Annotated in this window: 13 protein-coding genes and 2 tRNA genes; 9 read left to right on the top strand and 6 right to left on the bottom strand. The window is 58.0% G+C overall.

From position 1 onward, the window contains the following. Positions 1-27 precede the first annotated feature (27 nt). Both AC0V6L_RS12560 and thyA read right to left on the bottom strand, forming a co-directional pair. A complete protein-coding gene (locus tag AC0V6L_RS12560; protein ID WP_486155141.1) occupies positions 28-1,332 on the bottom strand; it encodes a thiamine pyrophosphate-dependent enzyme in 1,305 nt (434 codons plus the stop codon). Positions 1,333-1,403: 71 nt separating this feature from the next. After that, a complete protein-coding gene (thyA, locus tag AC0V6L_RS12555; protein ID WP_486155140.1) occupies positions 1,404-2,387 on the bottom strand; it encodes a thymidylate synthase in 984 nt (327 codons plus the stop codon). Between the two features lie 103 nt (positions 2,388-2,490). On the opposite strand from thyA, the gene AC0V6L_RS12550 reads away from it, so the two are divergent. Then, positions 2,491-2,567: transfer RNA gene (locus AC0V6L_RS12550), tRNA-Pro, on the top strand. Positions 2,568-2,604: 37 nt separating this feature from the next. Here AC0V6L_RS12550 and AC0V6L_RS12545 read toward each other — a convergent pair. Next, a complete protein-coding gene (locus tag AC0V6L_RS12545; protein ID WP_486154543.1) occupies positions 2,605-3,090 on the bottom strand; it encodes a DUF3429 domain-containing protein in 486 nt (161 codons plus the stop codon). A gap of 110 nt (positions 3,091-3,200) precedes the next feature. On the opposite strand from AC0V6L_RS12545, the gene AC0V6L_RS12540 reads away from it, so the two are divergent. The 3 genes from AC0V6L_RS12540 (at position 3,201) to AC0V6L_RS12530 (ending at position 5,230) form a co-directional block, all read left to right on the top strand. Next, positions 3,201-4,601, top strand: coding sequence for an ABC1 kinase family protein (locus AC0V6L_RS12540; protein ID WP_486154542.1), 1,401 nt, complete (start codon positions 3,201-3,203; stop codon positions 4,599-4,601). A 127-nt stretch (positions 4,602-4,728) separates the two neighbouring features. Next, the gene (locus AC0V6L_RS12535) at positions 4,729-4,926 is read left to right on the top strand and encodes an arsenate reductase/protein-tyrosine-phosphatase family protein (protein WP_486154541.1); all 198 of its coding nucleotides are present in this window, start codon (positions 4,729-4,731) and stop codon (positions 4,924-4,926) included. Continuing rightward, the gene (locus AC0V6L_RS12530; protein WP_486154540.1) at positions 4,841-5,230 is read left to right on the top strand and encodes an arsenate reductase/protein-tyrosine-phosphatase family protein; all 390 of its coding nucleotides are present in this window, start codon (positions 4,841-4,843) and stop codon (positions 5,228-5,230) included. The genes AC0V6L_RS12535 and AC0V6L_RS12530 overlap by 86 nt, the downstream gene beginning before the upstream one ends. A gap of 17 nt (positions 5,231-5,247) precedes the next feature. Here the strand turns inward: AC0V6L_RS12530 and recG are convergent, their stop codons facing one another. Then, complete coding sequence (recG, locus tag AC0V6L_RS12525; RefSeq protein ID WP_486155139.1) at positions 5,248-7,311, bottom strand: ATP-dependent DNA helicase RecG; 2,064 nt, start codon at positions 7,309-7,311, stop codon at positions 5,248-5,250. A gap of 121 nt (positions 7,312-7,432) precedes the next feature. On the opposite strand from recG, the gene AC0V6L_RS12520 reads away from it, so the two are divergent. The 3 genes from AC0V6L_RS12520 (at position 7,433) to AC0V6L_RS12510 (ending at position 11,759) form a co-directional block, all read left to right on the top strand. After that, positions 7,433-7,711 carry an FAD assembly factor SdhE gene (locus tag AC0V6L_RS12520; protein ID WP_486154539.1) on the top strand — a complete coding sequence of 93 codons (279 nt, stop codon included), beginning with the start codon at positions 7,433-7,435 and terminating at the stop codon, positions 7,709-7,711. Between the two features lie 86 nt (positions 7,712-7,797). Next, positions 7,798-11,304, top strand: a complete 3,507-nt coding sequence (mfd, locus tag AC0V6L_RS12515; protein ID WP_486154538.1) for a transcription-repair coupling factor — start codon at positions 7,798-7,800, stop codon at positions 11,302-11,304. Further along, the gene (locus AC0V6L_RS12510) at positions 11,301-11,759 is read left to right on the top strand and encodes a phosphatase domain-containing protein (protein WP_486154537.1); all 459 of its coding nucleotides are present in this window, start codon (positions 11,301-11,303) and stop codon (positions 11,757-11,759) included. Before mfd ends, AC0V6L_RS12510 begins: the two co-directional genes overlap by 4 nt. Positions 11,760-11,785: 26 nt before the next feature. Here the strand turns inward: AC0V6L_RS12510 and AC0V6L_RS12505 are convergent, their stop codons facing one another. Next, positions 11,786-12,631: an EAL domain-containing protein gene (locus AC0V6L_RS12505; RefSeq protein WP_486154536.1), complete on the bottom strand. Its 846-nt coding sequence runs from the start codon at positions 12,629-12,631 to the stop codon at positions 11,786-11,788. A 152-nt stretch (positions 12,632-12,783) separates the two neighbouring features. Here AC0V6L_RS12505 and AC0V6L_RS12500 point away from each other — a divergent pair, with 152 nt between their 5' ends. Together AC0V6L_RS12500 and AC0V6L_RS12495 are read left to right on the top strand one after the other, a co-directional pair. Beyond that, complete coding sequence (locus AC0V6L_RS12500; protein WP_486154535.1) at positions 12,784-13,608, top strand: NAD kinase; 825 nt, start codon at positions 12,784-12,786, stop codon at positions 13,606-13,608. 87 nt (positions 13,609-13,695) lie between these two features. Further along, positions 13,696-13,770 (top strand) — tRNA-Asn (locus AC0V6L_RS12495). A gap of 72 nt (positions 13,771-13,842) precedes the next feature. Here the strand turns inward: AC0V6L_RS12495 and AC0V6L_RS12490 are convergent. Beyond that, a complete protein-coding gene (locus tag AC0V6L_RS12490) occupies positions 13,843-15,528 on the bottom strand; it encodes a formate--tetrahydrofolate ligase (RefSeq protein WP_486155138.1) in 1,686 nt (561 codons plus the stop codon). Positions 15,529-15,606: the final 78 nt, after the last annotated feature.

Below are 15,606 nucleotides of genomic sequence, written 5' to 3'. Positions count from 1 at the left end.
TTGGGGTGCTTGTGTCCACGTGCGCGTTCATTTGCCTGCTCCATCCATGGGGTGATGGTCGGGCCATTTGATCTTGCGTTCGCGCGTTGCCTGCTCTGCCTGTTCTTGCAGGTGCCATGGCAGATCCTCGAACACATCTTCGAACATCGTGTGGAAGGGGTGATGCAGACCGTGTCCAAGAATGCCGTTTTTCTCGGCTTCTTTGGTCGTGGCTTTCACTTCCTCCGCGCATGCCTTGTCCATTGCCGCCTGACGGTCCTCATCCCATTCGCCGATTGCGATCATATGGTCTTTCAGCCGGGTGACCGGATCGCCCAGCGGCCATTCCAATTGCTCTTGCGCGCTGCGGTAACCGGACGGATCATCCGAGGTGGAGTGCCCTTCTGCCCGGTAAGTAAAGTATTCGATCAGCGTCGGGCCTTGGTTCGCCCTTGCCCGGTTCGCGGCCCATTGCTGCGCTGCAAAGCAAGCCAGTGCGTCATTGCCATCCACGCGCAGGCCAGCAATCCCATAACCCAGCGCCCGCGCGGCAAAGGTGGTGCGCTCTGCGCCCGCAAAACCGGAGAAGCTCGATATCGCCCACTGATTGTTGATAACATTGAGAATAACCGGTGCATTATAAACGCTCGCAAAGGTGCAGGCGCTGTGGAAATCGCCCTCTGCCGTAGAGCCCTCGCCCACCCAGGTCGCCGCGATCCGGCTATCGCCTTTAATCGCGCTTGCCATGGCCCAGCCGACCGCTTGCGGGGTTTGCGTGGCAAGATTGCCGGAAATGCTGAAAAAGCTGTGTTCGCGGCTCGAATACATGATCGGCAGCTGGCGGCCTTTCAGCTTGTCGCCTTTGTTTGAATAGATCTGATTGATCATCTCAATCAGCGGATAGCCGCGCGCGATCAGAATGCCCTGCTGGCGGTAAGATGGGAACACCATGTCATCGGAAGCCAGCGCCATGGACGATGCCACGCTGGTCGCCTCTTCGCCGGTGCATTTCATGTAAAAGCTGGTCTTGCCCTGACGCTGCCCGCGAAACATGCGTTCATCAAAAGCGCGCACCATCGCCATATGGCCCAGCATTGTGCGAAGCGTATCGGCATCAAGCTTGGGATCCCACGGCCCGTGCGCTTTATTGTCATCACCCAGAACCCGGACCAAGCCGTAAGCATGGTCTTTCATATCCTCAGGCTTGGTCGCCTCATCAGGACGCGGTTGATCACCGGGCGCGCCAATGTCGATATCGGAGAAATCCGCCTTGTCGCCAGGGCGAAACTTGGGCTCCGGCACATGCAGGGCTAGCTGCGGGCGATTACCTGATGGATTGGCCCCATCGGCCATAAAACTCTCTCCCAAGACAGTGTTGGGATCATCGGGTATGTTAGCCAAAACCCTCGGTCAAGGGCGGGAAACTACACCGCAACAGGTGCCTTGATCGGGGGCATTGGCGCGTAATCATGCACCTCAAAATCCTCGATTGAGTAGTCGAAAATTGTTTCAGGCTTTCGTGTGATTGCGAGAGTGGGACTGCCTTTTGGTTCGCGAGTCAGTTGTTCCTCGATCAAATGCGCATGGTTGAGATACAGGTGAACATCCCCGCCCATCCACACCAGCTCGCCTGGCTGCATGCCCGTTTGATCCGCCATCATCCGCGTAAGAAGCGCGGCCGACCACAGGTTAAACGGCAGACCCAAAGCGACATCGCAAGACCTCTGGTAAAGCACACAATTGAGCCGCGCATCCTGGCCGCTTCCGCTAACATGAAACTGATAGGTCTTGTGGCACGGCGGCAATGCCATGCGGGGCACTTCGGCTACATTCCACCCTTCGATAATGTGCCGGCGGCTGCCCGGATTGGTGCGCAGACTTTCAACAACCTCAGCGACCTGATTGATGCCGGGCCCGCGTTCATACAGGCCATCTTTGCGGTATTGGTAGGTAGGCCAATCCACCCATTGCTTGCCATACACCGGACCAAGATCACCCCACCTTTTCGCAAACGCCTCATCATCGGCGATACGCGTGACAAAATCATCGAGCGCAATGTCCTCGCCCGTCTCTTTGACATAACGGGCATGGGGCCATTCATTCCAGATCTTCACCCCTTGCAGCACCAGCGGGCGAATATTGGTTTCGCCGGTAAGGAACCACAGCATTTCGCGCGTGGCCGTTTTCCAATAGACTCGCTTGGTCGTCAGCAGCGGCATTGCGCCATCTGCCAGATCGTATCGCAATTGCGCCCCGCAAATGGAACGCGTGCCAACCCCGGTGCGATCGCCGCGTTCATCGCCGCTTTCCCAAATGCGGCGCATCAGATCGAGATACTGCCATTCGGGATGCGCGCTGCCCCGATCAAGACGGGAGGGAATCGTTTCAGGTGTCTGCAAAGTCGCCATGGCGAAAACTATACGCAGCAAAAGCCCGCTTGCCACCCCGCCCATCCACACTTATAGGCGCGCCCCTACCGCATGATTGCGTCTAAGCGTCATGCAATTGAGTCGGGAAGTAGCTCAGCCTGGTAGAGCACCGTCTTCGGGAGGCGGGGGCCGGAGGTTCGAATCCTCTCTTCCCGACCAAATATTCAGACAAAACCGAAAAAGCGTGATGGCGGCTTCAAACAGCCATCATGTTCATCGCGGTAAAGCCCAGCGCCACTGTCAACAAACCAAGCCCAGCTGACAATTGCACGCGCAGCAGCAGAAAATCGCGGCTCGCAAAACCCAGCGCGCGGTCAATTGCGGGCGACAAAGCAATAAACGCTCCTAAATACATCAGCGCAGGCCCCGGCCATTCCCAACCGAATGTCCATGGCAAAAACAGCGCCACCGCCAACAGGCTGGGCATAACGGCAATAATGTAAGCGCCCGCACCTGCTTTGCCCGCCTGAATGGCTTGGCCCCACCACACACCGCCCAAAAAGCTGAAAATCGCTGCGCCATAGGCAAATCCGCCAGCGATTGCCGAATACGCATATTCGTGACCGCTCAGAGCAATGCCAAGGCAGATGCTTTGCGGCAGTAGCCCCAGATAACCCAGCAGCCGTGCAGCAGGCGTAAGCTCCTCAGTCTGGGAAGTTTCGGTAGAATTGATCTCGTCCATGGCATCAAAAGCGCATGGCGCCTTGCGCGGTTCCCGCTTGCGCCAAGGAACATGCACCGCCACTTTGAGTTTGGTAACAAAGCCCCTCTTCAAAAGGCGACCATTCCACTGTGTCAGACGATTTTTCCGACCTGCCCTCTTCCCAGCATTCCGGCGAAGATGATCGCGCCGCGCGTAAGCGGCACCGCGCAGTGCCATCGGGCCGGGTTTCGCGCTTTGCAACCTTTGGCAAGCTCGTCGGCGGGGTGGCAGGCGGCATGGCGGCCGAAGGTGCGCGCAGGCTGACCAGCGGGGAGAAGATTTCAACCCGCGATCTGATTTTAACTCCCGGCAATGCAAAACGCCTTACCGAACGTCTGTCTCACTTGCGCGGGGCGGCCATGAAAATGGGTCAGATGATCAGCTTGGATGCAGGCGAGTTTCTGCCCGATGAACTGGCCAAGATTATGGCCACTTTGCGCGATCAGGCGCATTTTATGCCGGCAAAGCAGCTCGATCAGGTGCTGAAATCAGAATGGGGCAATGATTGGCGCCGCCAATTCCGCTGGTTCAACCCGCGCCCCATCGCCGCTGCCAGCATTGGCCAGGTGCACAAGGCGTTGACCCGTGATGGCGAGGAATTGGCGATCAAAGTGCAATATCCAGGCGTTGCCAAAAGCATTGATAGCGATGTCGATAATGTGATGACTTTGCTGAAAGTCGCAGGCTTTGCCCCGCCCGAACTCGAAGTCGACAAATTGCTCGCCGCAGCCAAAAAACAGCTGCACGAAGAGGCCGATTATGAACGCGAGGGCCAGCAATTGCAGCTTTATCGCGAAAAACTGGGCGGCGTGCCCGGCTTTGTCGTGCCGGCCCTGCACGAAGGGCTGACGCGCGGGGCCATCCTGGCGATGTCGTTTGAAAAAGGCGTCGATATCGAAGAACTGGCCAAGGAGCCCGACGACCGCCGCGATGAGGTGTTTGGCCGCTTGCTGCGTCTGGTTGCGCGCGAATTGTTCGAATTTGGTGTGATGCAAACCGATCCCAACTTCGCCAATTTCCAATATCGCCGCGAAACAGGCGAGATTGTGCTGCTTGATTTTGGAGCCTGCCGCCCGGTCGATCCTGATGTCGCCAATGGCTATCGCAAAATGCTCGAAGCGGGCCTTGTGGGCAATCGCGATGAAGTGCGCCAAGCGACGCTCGATGCAGGTTTTATGCAGCCCATCGTGGTCGAAAAGCATGGCGAACGGGTCGATAAGATGATCGATATCGTCATCAATGAAATGCGCCGCGATGCGCCGTTCGATTTTGGCGACCGGGCCTTTATCCCGGATCTGCGCGAAGAAGGTTTTGAAATCGCGCAGGACAAGGACACCTGGGCTTTCCCGCCGATTGAGACTTTGTTTGTGCAGCGCAAAGTATCGGGCACCGCGCTCCTGGGCGCGCGGCTAAAAGCCAAGGTCAATATCCGGCGCATCACCGAAGAAGTGCTGAAATCAACCAAACCCATGACGGCGAGCGCAGCCTGAAACGCGCCCGGCACCTGAACGGCGTTACCTGCGTGTAAAACCCTATCCGGCCGATCAGCGTCTATTTACTCAAAATTCAGCAATGTAAGTTGTGGCTTAGTTTCAATTGCAACGCTAAAACGCTGAGATGCTGGAACGCCGTAAGCCTGAATTGAGCATATTGTTCGTATGCCTTGGCAATATCTGCCGTTCGCCCATGGCAGAGGGCGCGTTTCGCGCTGCGTGCGAGGAAGCGGGTTTTGACTGCCGTATCGATCTCGGCGGGAACGGGCGCATACCATATCGGCAATCCGCCCGATCCGCGCGCGATCAAGGTCGCAAATGAAAACCGCGCTGACATCGCCGATCTTCAGGCCCGCCAATTGCAGCGGACCGATTTTTACGACTTCACCCATATTTTCGCGCTGGACCGCGCCAATCTTGAAGGCATGAAAGCAATCGCCCCGCGTGACGGCACGGCGTCAATTGCAATGCTGATGGATGCGGTTGAAGGCCGCGAGAATGAGCCAGTGAAAGACCCTTATTACGGCGATGAGGATGATTTTCGCCGCGCCTGGGACGATATCAACGCGGCAGCCCATGCACTTGTCACCAACTTTCAAGAACGCGGTGTAAAGGTCGAATTTTAAGCGTTTATCGGACAATCCTATCCGCCGCGCAGCAATTGGACGCCCCAATCGCGCTCAAACAGATACAGCAATATCCGCGCGGCCTCACCCCTGGCTGACGTCAATCCGCCATCATGCTCGATCAGCATGCGCGCATCGGCGTGCGCGATGGGGAGCATTTCTTGCACCTGTTCCAGATCAGCAATACGAAACGCCGCATCGCCCGATTGGCGCGTGCCCAAGAGTTCCCCGCCGCCGCGCAGCTCCAGATCCTCTTCGGCAATGCGAAACCCGTCCTGTGTCTCGCGCATCAGAGCGAGCCGCTTCTTGCCGGTTTCCGAAAGCTCATTACCGCGCAGCAGCAGGCAGGTCGATTTGTCAGCCCCTCGCCCCACACGACCGCGCAGCTGGTGCAATTGCGCAAGGCCAAACCGCTCCGCCTGTTCGATCACCATCAGAGTGGATGACGGCACATCAACCCCGACTTCGATCACTGTGGTGGCGATCAGCAGTTTCGCATCCCCGCGCGCAAAGCTCTCCATATTCGCGTCTTTGATCTCAGGCTTAAGCTGCCCGTGGACGAGCGTGACCGCATCGCCGAAGCGTTCTTTTAGCCCCGCATAACGCATCTCAGCCGCCGCAATATCGGCCACTTCGCTGTCTCGCACCATGGGGCAAACCCAATAGGCCTGCTGCCCTGTGGCAAGGTGGCGCTCAACGCCTGCAACCACATCATCGAGCCGTTCCTGCGCCACCACGCGGGTATCAATCGCTTGCCTTCCCGGCGGCAATTCATCCAGACGGCTCACATCCATTTCGCCATATTGCGCCAGCGTAAGCGAACGCGGGATCGGGGTTGCTGTCATCGCCAGAGTGTGCGGCGCGCGCCTCCCCTTGCCTGCCAGCGCCAACCTTTGCGCCACGCCAAAGCGGTGTTGTTCATCAATCACCACAAGGCCCAGATCCTTATAGCTCACCGTATCCTGAAAAATCGCATGGGTACCCACGAGAATGTCAATCGTGCCATCGAGCAGCCCCATCAGGATGCTCTCGCGTTCCTTGCCTTTGGCGCGGCCCGTCAACAGCGCGACTTCTGCCCCCGTAGGCGCAGCCATTTTGCGCAAGGTCTCAAAATGCTGGCGCGCGAGGATTTCTGTGGGGGCGAGCATTGCCGCCTGTTTGCCCGCTTCGACCGCGATCAGCATGGCCGCGAGCGCCACCACCGTCTTACCCGCTCCCACATCGCCTTGCAGCAGGCGCAGCATGGGAGCCTCTTGTTGCAGATCGCCTTCGATTTCGTCGATGGAGCGTTTTTGCGCGCCCGTCATCTCAAACGGCAATTGCAGCTTTGCCCGTAGGGCGCCATCCCCTGCAAGTGCTTGCCCGCGCCGCCGCCGGCTATCCGCTTTCACCAGCAGCAGCGCTAGCGAATTGGCGAGCAGCTCATCATAGGCCAGCCGGTCGCGTGCGCTCTGGTGCTGATCCTTATGCGCCAGATGCAGCGCATCGCGCCATGCGGGCCATCCAGCAGCATCAAACTGGCCCGGCTCAACCCATTCAGGCAATTCGGGCACCTGCGCCAATGCCTTGGCGACGAGCCCCGCCACGCGCGGCTGCGTCAATCCTTCGGATAGACGGTAGACAGGCTCATTCATCCGCGCGAGATGCGCCGCAGAATCTTCCTCCACATGATCGGGATGCACAATCTGGAGCATGTCGCCATACCGGTCCAATCGACCGGCGACCCAGCGTTTCTCTCCCACAGGCAACTGTTTTTTCGCGGTGTATGACGCGCGGCCAAAATAGGTGAGCGCGCAGATATTGCCCGCCTCATCCTGCGCAAGCACCCGGTACGGCCCGCGCCCCGGATTGCGGGGGCTGCGGTGTTCAGTTGGCGTCAGCGCAATGATCACCTGCTCGCCCTCGCCGCCTTCATCCAAATCCGCAATCACCCGCCGCGTGACGAAGCGTTCGGGCAGATGATAGGCAAAATCCTTGATCCGGGTGAGGCCAAGTTTTTCGAGCGGCTTGGCAAGTTTTGGCCCGACGCCGTCGAGCGTATCGTTTGTCGCAAACAGAGGGTTGAGAATATCGGGACGCATTGCGCTCTTCTTAAGCATCATCGTCATCCTAGCGAAAGCTGGGATCGCAATCGGATCGAGCTTGCCTGTTGATAGCGATCCCAGCTTTCACTGGGATGACGAATTGGCTAAGCACTCCACCATGACTGACACGCCCCCATTCGATGCGCGCTTGGCCCGCGCCAAATTCCGCAGCTGGCACCGCGGCACGCGCGAAGCTGACTATATGATCGGCGGCTTTTTCGACCGATATTCAGCCGATTGGGGCGAGGATGAGCTTAGGTGGTTTGAAGACCTGCTTGACGAAGACGACGTGGATATCATGGCCTGGGCGCTCAAAACGCAGGATGTGCCGGAAAAATTCGCAGGCCCGCTGATCGAGGCGATGATGAAGCTCGATTACGTCGACATTCCGCGCTAGGCGGCCTGCCAACCTTAATTTTTTAGCTCTGCGCGGAAACGCCCAGAGCTGTTTGCGTTTCTGCTATTCGAGTTTGAAAACTATCCATGACTGACCTCTCCCGTATCCTCACGGCCAAAACGCCGCTCACTCTCGCTTCGCTCCCGCGCGGGGCTGTGCCTTTGGTGATGAGCGATCTGGCGCGGGCTGCATCCCGGCGCGCGGTGTTTATCGCCGCCGATGATGCCGCGATGCGGTCCGTGGCGGAGGCCGCGCGGTTCTTTGCGCCCGAAGTGGAAGTGCTCGAATTTCCCGCATGGGATTGCCTGCCTTACGACCGCGCCTCGCCAGCATTGTCGATCAGCGCGGCGCGGCTGTCAGCCTTGTTCAAGCTGCAATCGGGCGGGGCAAAACCGCAATTGCTGGTCACGACGATTAACGCGGCTCTGCAACGCGCGCTCACCCCGTTCCGTATCCGTGAAAGCGTGCGCCAGTTTAAGGCTGGCACGGTGATCGGCCATGACAGTCTGGCTGCGCTGCTGACGCGCCAGGGATATTCGCGCACCGATACGGTGGTCGATCACGGCGAATTTGCGGTGCGCGGATCAGTGGTGGACATTTTCCCATCCTCGCTCGATTCCGGCCTGCGGCTCGATTTCTTTGGAGATGAGCTGGAAAGCCTGCGCCTGTTTGATCCCAATACCCAGCGTTCGACCGGGCGTTTGGATGAGCATCTATTGCTGCCTGCATCTGAGGCTTTGCTTGATCCCGACAGCATCAAACGGTTCCGTTCGCGCTATCGCGAACAATTTGGCGCAGCCGCCACGCAAGACCCGCTTTATGAAGCGGTCAGCGATGGGCGCAGGCTTGCGGGGATGGAGCATTGGCTTCCTCTGTTTGAGGAAAAGCTTGCCACTTTGTTCGATCATCTGGGTGATAATGATGCGGTGGTGATCGACCAAAGCGCGCTTGGTGCTGCCGAAGAGCGGCTTAAAGACATTGGTGATTACCACGAGCAGCGCACGCGCGTTGCGGGCGACAAGTCAGGTTCCTACCGCCCGCTTGCCGCTGATGCGCTGTATCTGGCGCAATCCGAACTCACCGCCAGTTTAGACAGCGCCCCTGCCCACCGCGCGAGCGTCTTTGCCGCGCCTGAAGGCGATAAGGCGGTGGACTTCGGCTTAAAAGCCTCACGCGATTTCACCCCCGAACGCGCGCGGGGGGACAATGTCTACGACGCGGCGGGCAAGCATTTCGGCGAGGTCGCAAAATCAGGCAGGAAACCGCTCTTTGCCGCCTATTCGCAAGGTTCCGCCAAACGCATCGCCTCGATCCTCGAAGAAGCAGGCACCCCAACCGCGCTCGCTGGCACATGGCAAGAGGCATTGGGCGCAGCCGCCAAGGGGCAAGCGACCGCGATGGTCCTGCCGCTGGAAACAGGGTTCGCCAATGCCGACCTTGAGCTGCTGACAGAACAAGATGTGCTGGGTGACCGCCTCGTGCGTCGAAAGAAAAAGCGCAAAGGTTCCGATGCTTTCCTTGCCGAATTGCAAGCATTGGCGCGCGGTGATCTGGTCGTCCATGTCGAACACGGCATCGGCAAATATCTCGGCCTTGATCCTGTCCCCGTTGGCAAAAGCCAGCACGATTGCGTTTCGCTTGAATATGCGGGCGGCGATAAGCTTTTCATCCCGGTTGAGAATATCGATGTTCTCTCGCGCTATGGCTCCTCCGAGGAATCCGTTCCGCTGGACCGATTGGGCGGCGAAGCATGGCAGAAACGCCGCGCGCGCCTTAAAGAGCGCATCACCGCAATTGCCGGCGAATTGATGAAAGTGGCAGCCGCGCGCGCGCTTAAGAAAGCGCCCGTTTTTGAAGCAGAAGAAGCCAGCTACAACCAGTTCGCCGACCGTTTCCCTTGGGAGGAAACCGAAGATCAAGACGCAGCTATTGCCGATGTTCTGCGCGATCTGGAAAGCGGCAAGCCGATGGACCGGCTGGTGTGCGGCGATGTAGGCTTTGGCAAAACCGAGGTCGCTTTGCGCGCCGCTTTCGTCGCCGCCATGAACGGCCAGCAGGTTGCCATGGTCGCGCCCACCACTTTGCTTGCGCGCCAACATTTCCAGAATTTCTCCGAACGCTTTGCCGGCTTCCCGCTGAAAATCGGACGGTTATCACGGCTCGTTTCGTCCAAAGAATCGAGCGAAACCCGCGACGGGCTTGCCTCTGGCGATATCGACATTGTGGTGGGCACCCATGCAATCCTGTCGAAATCAACCGAGTTCAAAAACCTTGGCCTTGTGATCGTCGATGAGGAACAGCGCTTTGGCGTGACGCACAAAGAGAAACTCAAAACCCTGCGCGCCGATGTGCATATGCTGACGCTGACCGCGACGCCCATTCCGCGCACGCTGCAAATGGCTATGACAGGATTGCGCGAGCTTTCGACCATCCAAACCCCGCCTGTCGACCGGCTCGCAGTGCGCACATATGTGATGGAATGGGACGAAATGGTGATGCGCGAGGCTTTGCTGCGCGAACACCATCGCGGCGGGCAAAGCTTTATCGTGGTGCCCCGCATTTCTGACATGCAGGCGGTCGAAGAATGGCTGCGCGAAACCGTACCGGAAGTGAAATGCGTCTCCGCCCATGGCCAAATGGGCGCGAATGAAATCGAAGAGCGGATGAGCGCCTTTTACGAAGGCAAATACGAAGTGCTGCTGTCCACAACCATCGTGGAATCCGGTCTCGACCTGCCATCGGCCAACACAATCATCATCCACCGCGCAGACCGATTTGGCCTCGCCCAGCTTTACCAATTGCGCGGCCGCGTGGGCCGGTCAAAGCTGCGCGCCTATGCTTATCTGACTTACGAAAAAGACGTGCAATTGTCCGAAATTGCGGAAAAACGCCTCAAAGTGCTCGGCGATCTCGATTCGCTCGGCGCTGGCTTCCAGCTGGCCAGCCACGATCTCGATATCCGGGGCGCAGGCAATCTCTTGGGCGATGAACAATCGGGCCATATCCGCGAGGTTGGCTTTGAATTGTACCAAAGCATGCTCGAAGATGCGATTATGGCCGCGAAAGCGGGCGATGCAGGGCTTGAGGCTAACCGCGATGTCCTGTCCCCGCAAATCACTGTCGATGCGCCGATTATGATCCCGGAGGATTACGTCCCCGATCTCGCCGTGCGCATGGCGCTCTATCGCCGCCTCAACCAGGCGCAGGACAAGGCAGAGATTGAGGGCCTCGCTGCTGAAATGATCGACCGTTTCGGCGATCTGCCTGCGCCCACGCACAACCTTATTCGCCTGATCGAGATCAAGCATCAGGCCATCACCGCCAATATCTCCAAAATCGATGTCGGTGCGCGCGGGACTTTGGTGACATTCCACAAGGATGATTTCCCCGATGGGCCAGGCCTTATCGCCTATGTTGATCGACTAAACGAAGGGGGCCGCGAAACCGCGAAATTGCGCCCTGATATGAAACTAGTCATCAACCGGGCATGGGGCGACCCGCAAAGCCGGTTAAATGGCCTGTTCCAGCTGACCAAGGGGCTATCGCGCATCGCTTTGAAGGCGCAGCGTTCGGAGAAGAAAAAGGCGGCATGAAAAACGACAGCGAAGTGAAGACCGTCCTTTTCGATATCGACGGAACCCTAGCTGACATAGAGCACAGGCGTGTATTTCTCAGGCAGGGAAAGCCCGACTGGGCGGCGTTCAACAGTACCATGGGGGACGATACACCGAACGTACCTGTAGTTTCGCTTTACAAAACGCTCTGGCTATCCGGCGACTACAATCTGATCCTTGTAACAGGCCGCAATGAGCGCTTTCGCAAGATCACCGAAAATTGGCTCGTTTGGAACGAGATTCCATTTGAGCGGCTCTTAATGCGGGCAGACAACGACTCGCGGGCCGACCACATCATAAAAGAAGAGATACTTGACCAACTTTTAGGAGAAGGCCTGGATATCCACTTCACCGTGGATGACAGGCAGCAGGTTGTCGACATGTGGCGCAGAAGGGGGATTACCTGCCTGCAATGCGATAATGGTGACTTTTAGAAAGCCTCCCAACCCTCACACATGCCCTAATTCTGGGCTGAGCGCGCGACGCCTAGCATATCCTCGCTGCTCATCGGCTGCGCTTTCAAAAAGCCCTGCCAATAATCGCACCCTTCGCTGATAACGGCAGCGCGCTGGATCTCGCTTTCGATCCCTTCGGCGTACACATCCAGATCGAGCGCCTTTCCAAGGCCCATGATCGCGCGCAAAACCGCAATCGCTTTGGGATCGCCCGGAATGCCTTTGACCATCACCCGGTCAAGCTTGAGCGCATCCAGCGGCAATTCGCGCAAATACTGAAAATTGCAAAAGCCGGCGCCAAAATCATCCAACGCCGTGCGAAAGCCCAGCTTGCGCAGGCCGGACAGCGCGATGCTTGCCTGGCTCAGATTGCGCAGCAGCAAATCCTCTGTAATTTCCAGCATCAAACGCGAAGGGTTAATCCGGCTCATCCCGATCAGCTCGGCAAAATCGGATGGGAAACGCGGATCGCCCATTTCCTCAGGCGTTATGTTGAGTGACAGGCTGAGATTTTCAGGCCAGCATGCCGCCTCTTCCAAAGCGCGCGCAACGACATGGCGCGACAATGGCGCCACCAAAGCCGCGCGTTCGGCAATTGCGAACAGATCGCTCGCGCCAATCTCACCAAGCGAGGGATGCTGCCACCGGGCCAAAGCCTCTGCCCCGCTAACGGTTGCATCCTCGCACGCAAATTGCGGCTGAAACAGCACTTCGATCTCACAATGATCAAGCGCGCGCAGCAGATCGCTTTCCAGCGCGCCGGGCGGCACACCAGGCAGAACGCCGCGAGTTGTGCCCTGCAGGGTTGATCCTCTTAGGGAGGTGCGCGTGTTTCGCTGTGCGTGATCCATGGCACTCTACATAGGCGCACTTTAACGGAATTGACCATGGCAATTGCAAATCGACCGATAATGGAACATCAGGATTGGCCCGTAGTGGCGGTGTTTTAACGCAGCCGCGCTAAGGTCGGTCAATTAAGGCCTTTTGCGTAAACGCTCTGGCCATGGCGATGGAGACGACGATAACCACACATCCCGCCAGTGAAAGCGACGGCACATCGCGGATCGCATTGCTCGCGTCCGATACACCGCGAGCGCAAGAAGCGCGTGCGGCACTGCTGGATCAGCACAATTGGTGCCCGCTCGAAGACGCGCGCGTGGCCGTGGTTCTGGGGGGCGATGGCTTTATGCTTCAAACCCTGCACGCCATGCTCGATGCGGGCCGGGTGATCCCTGCTTACGGCATCAATCTGGGCACAGTCGGCTTTTTGATGAACCCGTTTGATGAGACAATGTCAGTGCTTGATCGGTTATCGCGCACCAAGGCAAAACGGATCGCGCCGCTGCGGATCAAAGCGACCACGCAGGACGGCACCGTGTATGCTTTGCGCGCGATCAATGAATTGTCGCTGCTGCGCGAAACCCGGCAAACCGCCAAGATCGAAGTAACCGTGGGCAGCCGCGTGCGCATAAATGAGCTGGTTGGCGACGGCGTTTTGGTTGCAACACCGGCGGGGTCAACCGCCTATAATCTGTCTGCCAATGGCCCGATCCTGCCGCTGGGCAGCCAGATGCTTGCCCTTACCCCGATCAGCCCATTTCGCCCCAGACGCTGGCGCGGCGCGATCCTGCCCGATCAGATGCGGATTAAGCTGCGCGTGCTCGAAGCGCACAAGCGCCCCGTATCCGCAGTGGCCGACCAGAAAGAACTGCGCGACATTGCCGAGGTCACTCTCGATATCGATCACGAAACCGAATTGGAGCTGTTGTTTGACCCCGGTCAATCGCTCGAAGACCGGATTGTGTCAGAACAATTTGTGGTGGATTAACAATTGCGCGCTATACCCCCTTGCATTGCGCAAAGCGCGCTCATATACGCGGCTCACCTTGTTTCGGAGAGAAACCCGAAGCGATGTTCCCCGATAGCTCAGCGGTAGAGTAGGTGACTGTTAATCACTTGGTCGTTGGTTCGAATCCAACTCGGGGAGCCATTTTCTAAAATTGAGGCAACGTGCGGCTTTTGTATGGGCTATTGCTCTGCGTAAGGCGAACTTTGTGCGCCGTTAAAACAGCCCTTCAATCTCACCCGTTTCATCCAGATAGATCGTCTCCGCAGCCGGTTTCTTGGGCAGGCCGGGCATCGTCATTATCCCTCCGCAGATTGCCACAACGAAACCCGCGCCCGCTGCCAGGCGCACTTCGCTTATTTCGACTGTGTGGTCGTCCGGCGCTCCGACTTTGGAGGGATCGGTGCTGAAGGATGATTGAGTTTTCGCCATACAAACGGGGAAGTGGCCGTATCCCATGCTTTCCCATTGCGTAAGCTGTTTGCGGATCGCCGGGCTGATGCTCACCTCGCTCGCGCGGTAGATTTGGGAGGCGACAGTCGTAATCTTGTCAGCCAGCGGCATGTCCGATGGGTAGAGCAGCTTAAAATCAGGTGCGCCTGCATCGGCTTTTGCTGCGACGACCCGCGCCAGTTCTTCAGCGCCCTCGCCGCCTTTGGCCCAGTGTTCGCATGATACCACTTCGGCGCCTTTGGCAGCGGCCATATCCTTTATGACAGCAATTTCTTCGGGCGTATCGAGATGGAAGTGATTGATCGCGACCACTGGCTCCACGCCGAACTTTTTGATGTTTTCGATATGCCGCGCAAGATTGGCAAACCCCTTCGCAATGGCCTGCGCATTGGGCGTATTGAGGCCGTCTTTCGCCGCTCCGCCATTCATCTTGAGCGCGCGGCACGTCGCGACCAGCACAATCGCATCGGGTTTGAGGCCCGAAAGGCGGCATTTGATGTCGAGGAACTTTTCCGCGCCCAAATCCGCGCCAAAGCCCGCCTCTGTCACCACGTAATCAGCCAATTTCAAAGCCGTTTTCGTTGCGATAATGCTGTTGCAGCCATGCGCGATATTCGCGAAAGGGCCGCCATGCAGCAATGCTGGGCGCTGTTCCAAGGTCTGGACAAGATTGGGCAGAACCGCGTCTTTCAACAAGGCTGCCATCGCGCCATCTGCCTTAACATCGCGGCAGAAAACCGCGGTCCGATCACGTCTGTATCCAATGACAATATCGCCAAGCCGGCGGCGCAGATCATCAAGATCAGAAGCGAGGCACAAAATCGCCATCACTTCCGATGCGACGGTGATGTCAAAGCCGGTCTCTCGCGGAAAGCCATTGGCCACGCCGCCCAGCGACGCCGTGATCTGGCGCAGCGCGCGATCATTCATATCGAGCACCCGTTTCCAGGTGACACGGCGCACATCAATATCGAGCGGATTGCCCCAATGGACCGAGTTGTCGATCATCGCAGCAAGCAGATTGTGCGCGCTTGAAATGGCGTGAAAATCGCCAGTGAAATGCAGGTTAATCTCATCCATCGGCATAACCTGGGACCGGCCGCCGCCTGCCCCACCGCCTTTCATGCCAAAGCACGGGCCAAGCGATGGCTCTCGCAGGCACAGCATGGTTTTCTTGCCGATCCGGTGGAGCGCATCTGACAGGCCGATGGATGTCGTGGTCTTGCCCTCGCCCGCAGGCGTGGGGTTGATCGCCGTGACCAGGATGAGCTTGCCCCTCTTGCCCCCTGCACTCTCACCCTTGCTCGCATCGGACAATGCGGATGTGTCGATCTTGCCCTTATATCGCCCGTAAGGCATCAGCGCGTCATCCGGGATACCGGCATCCTGCGCGATTTCGGCGATGGGTTTCAAAATGGCCTGACGGGCAATTTCAACATCGGTGGGCAATTTCAATCTTCCCCTGTTTGGCAGAATTGCGCCCGATCACTCCAAGCAACATAACGCAGGCGAAGCAAGCTGCCTTGC

Source organism: Erythrobacter sp. JB1-15 (assembly GCF_057365035.1).
The sequence above is the reverse complement of the archived record's forward strand: the minus strand, read 5'-3'. Positions and strand labels throughout refer to the sequence as shown.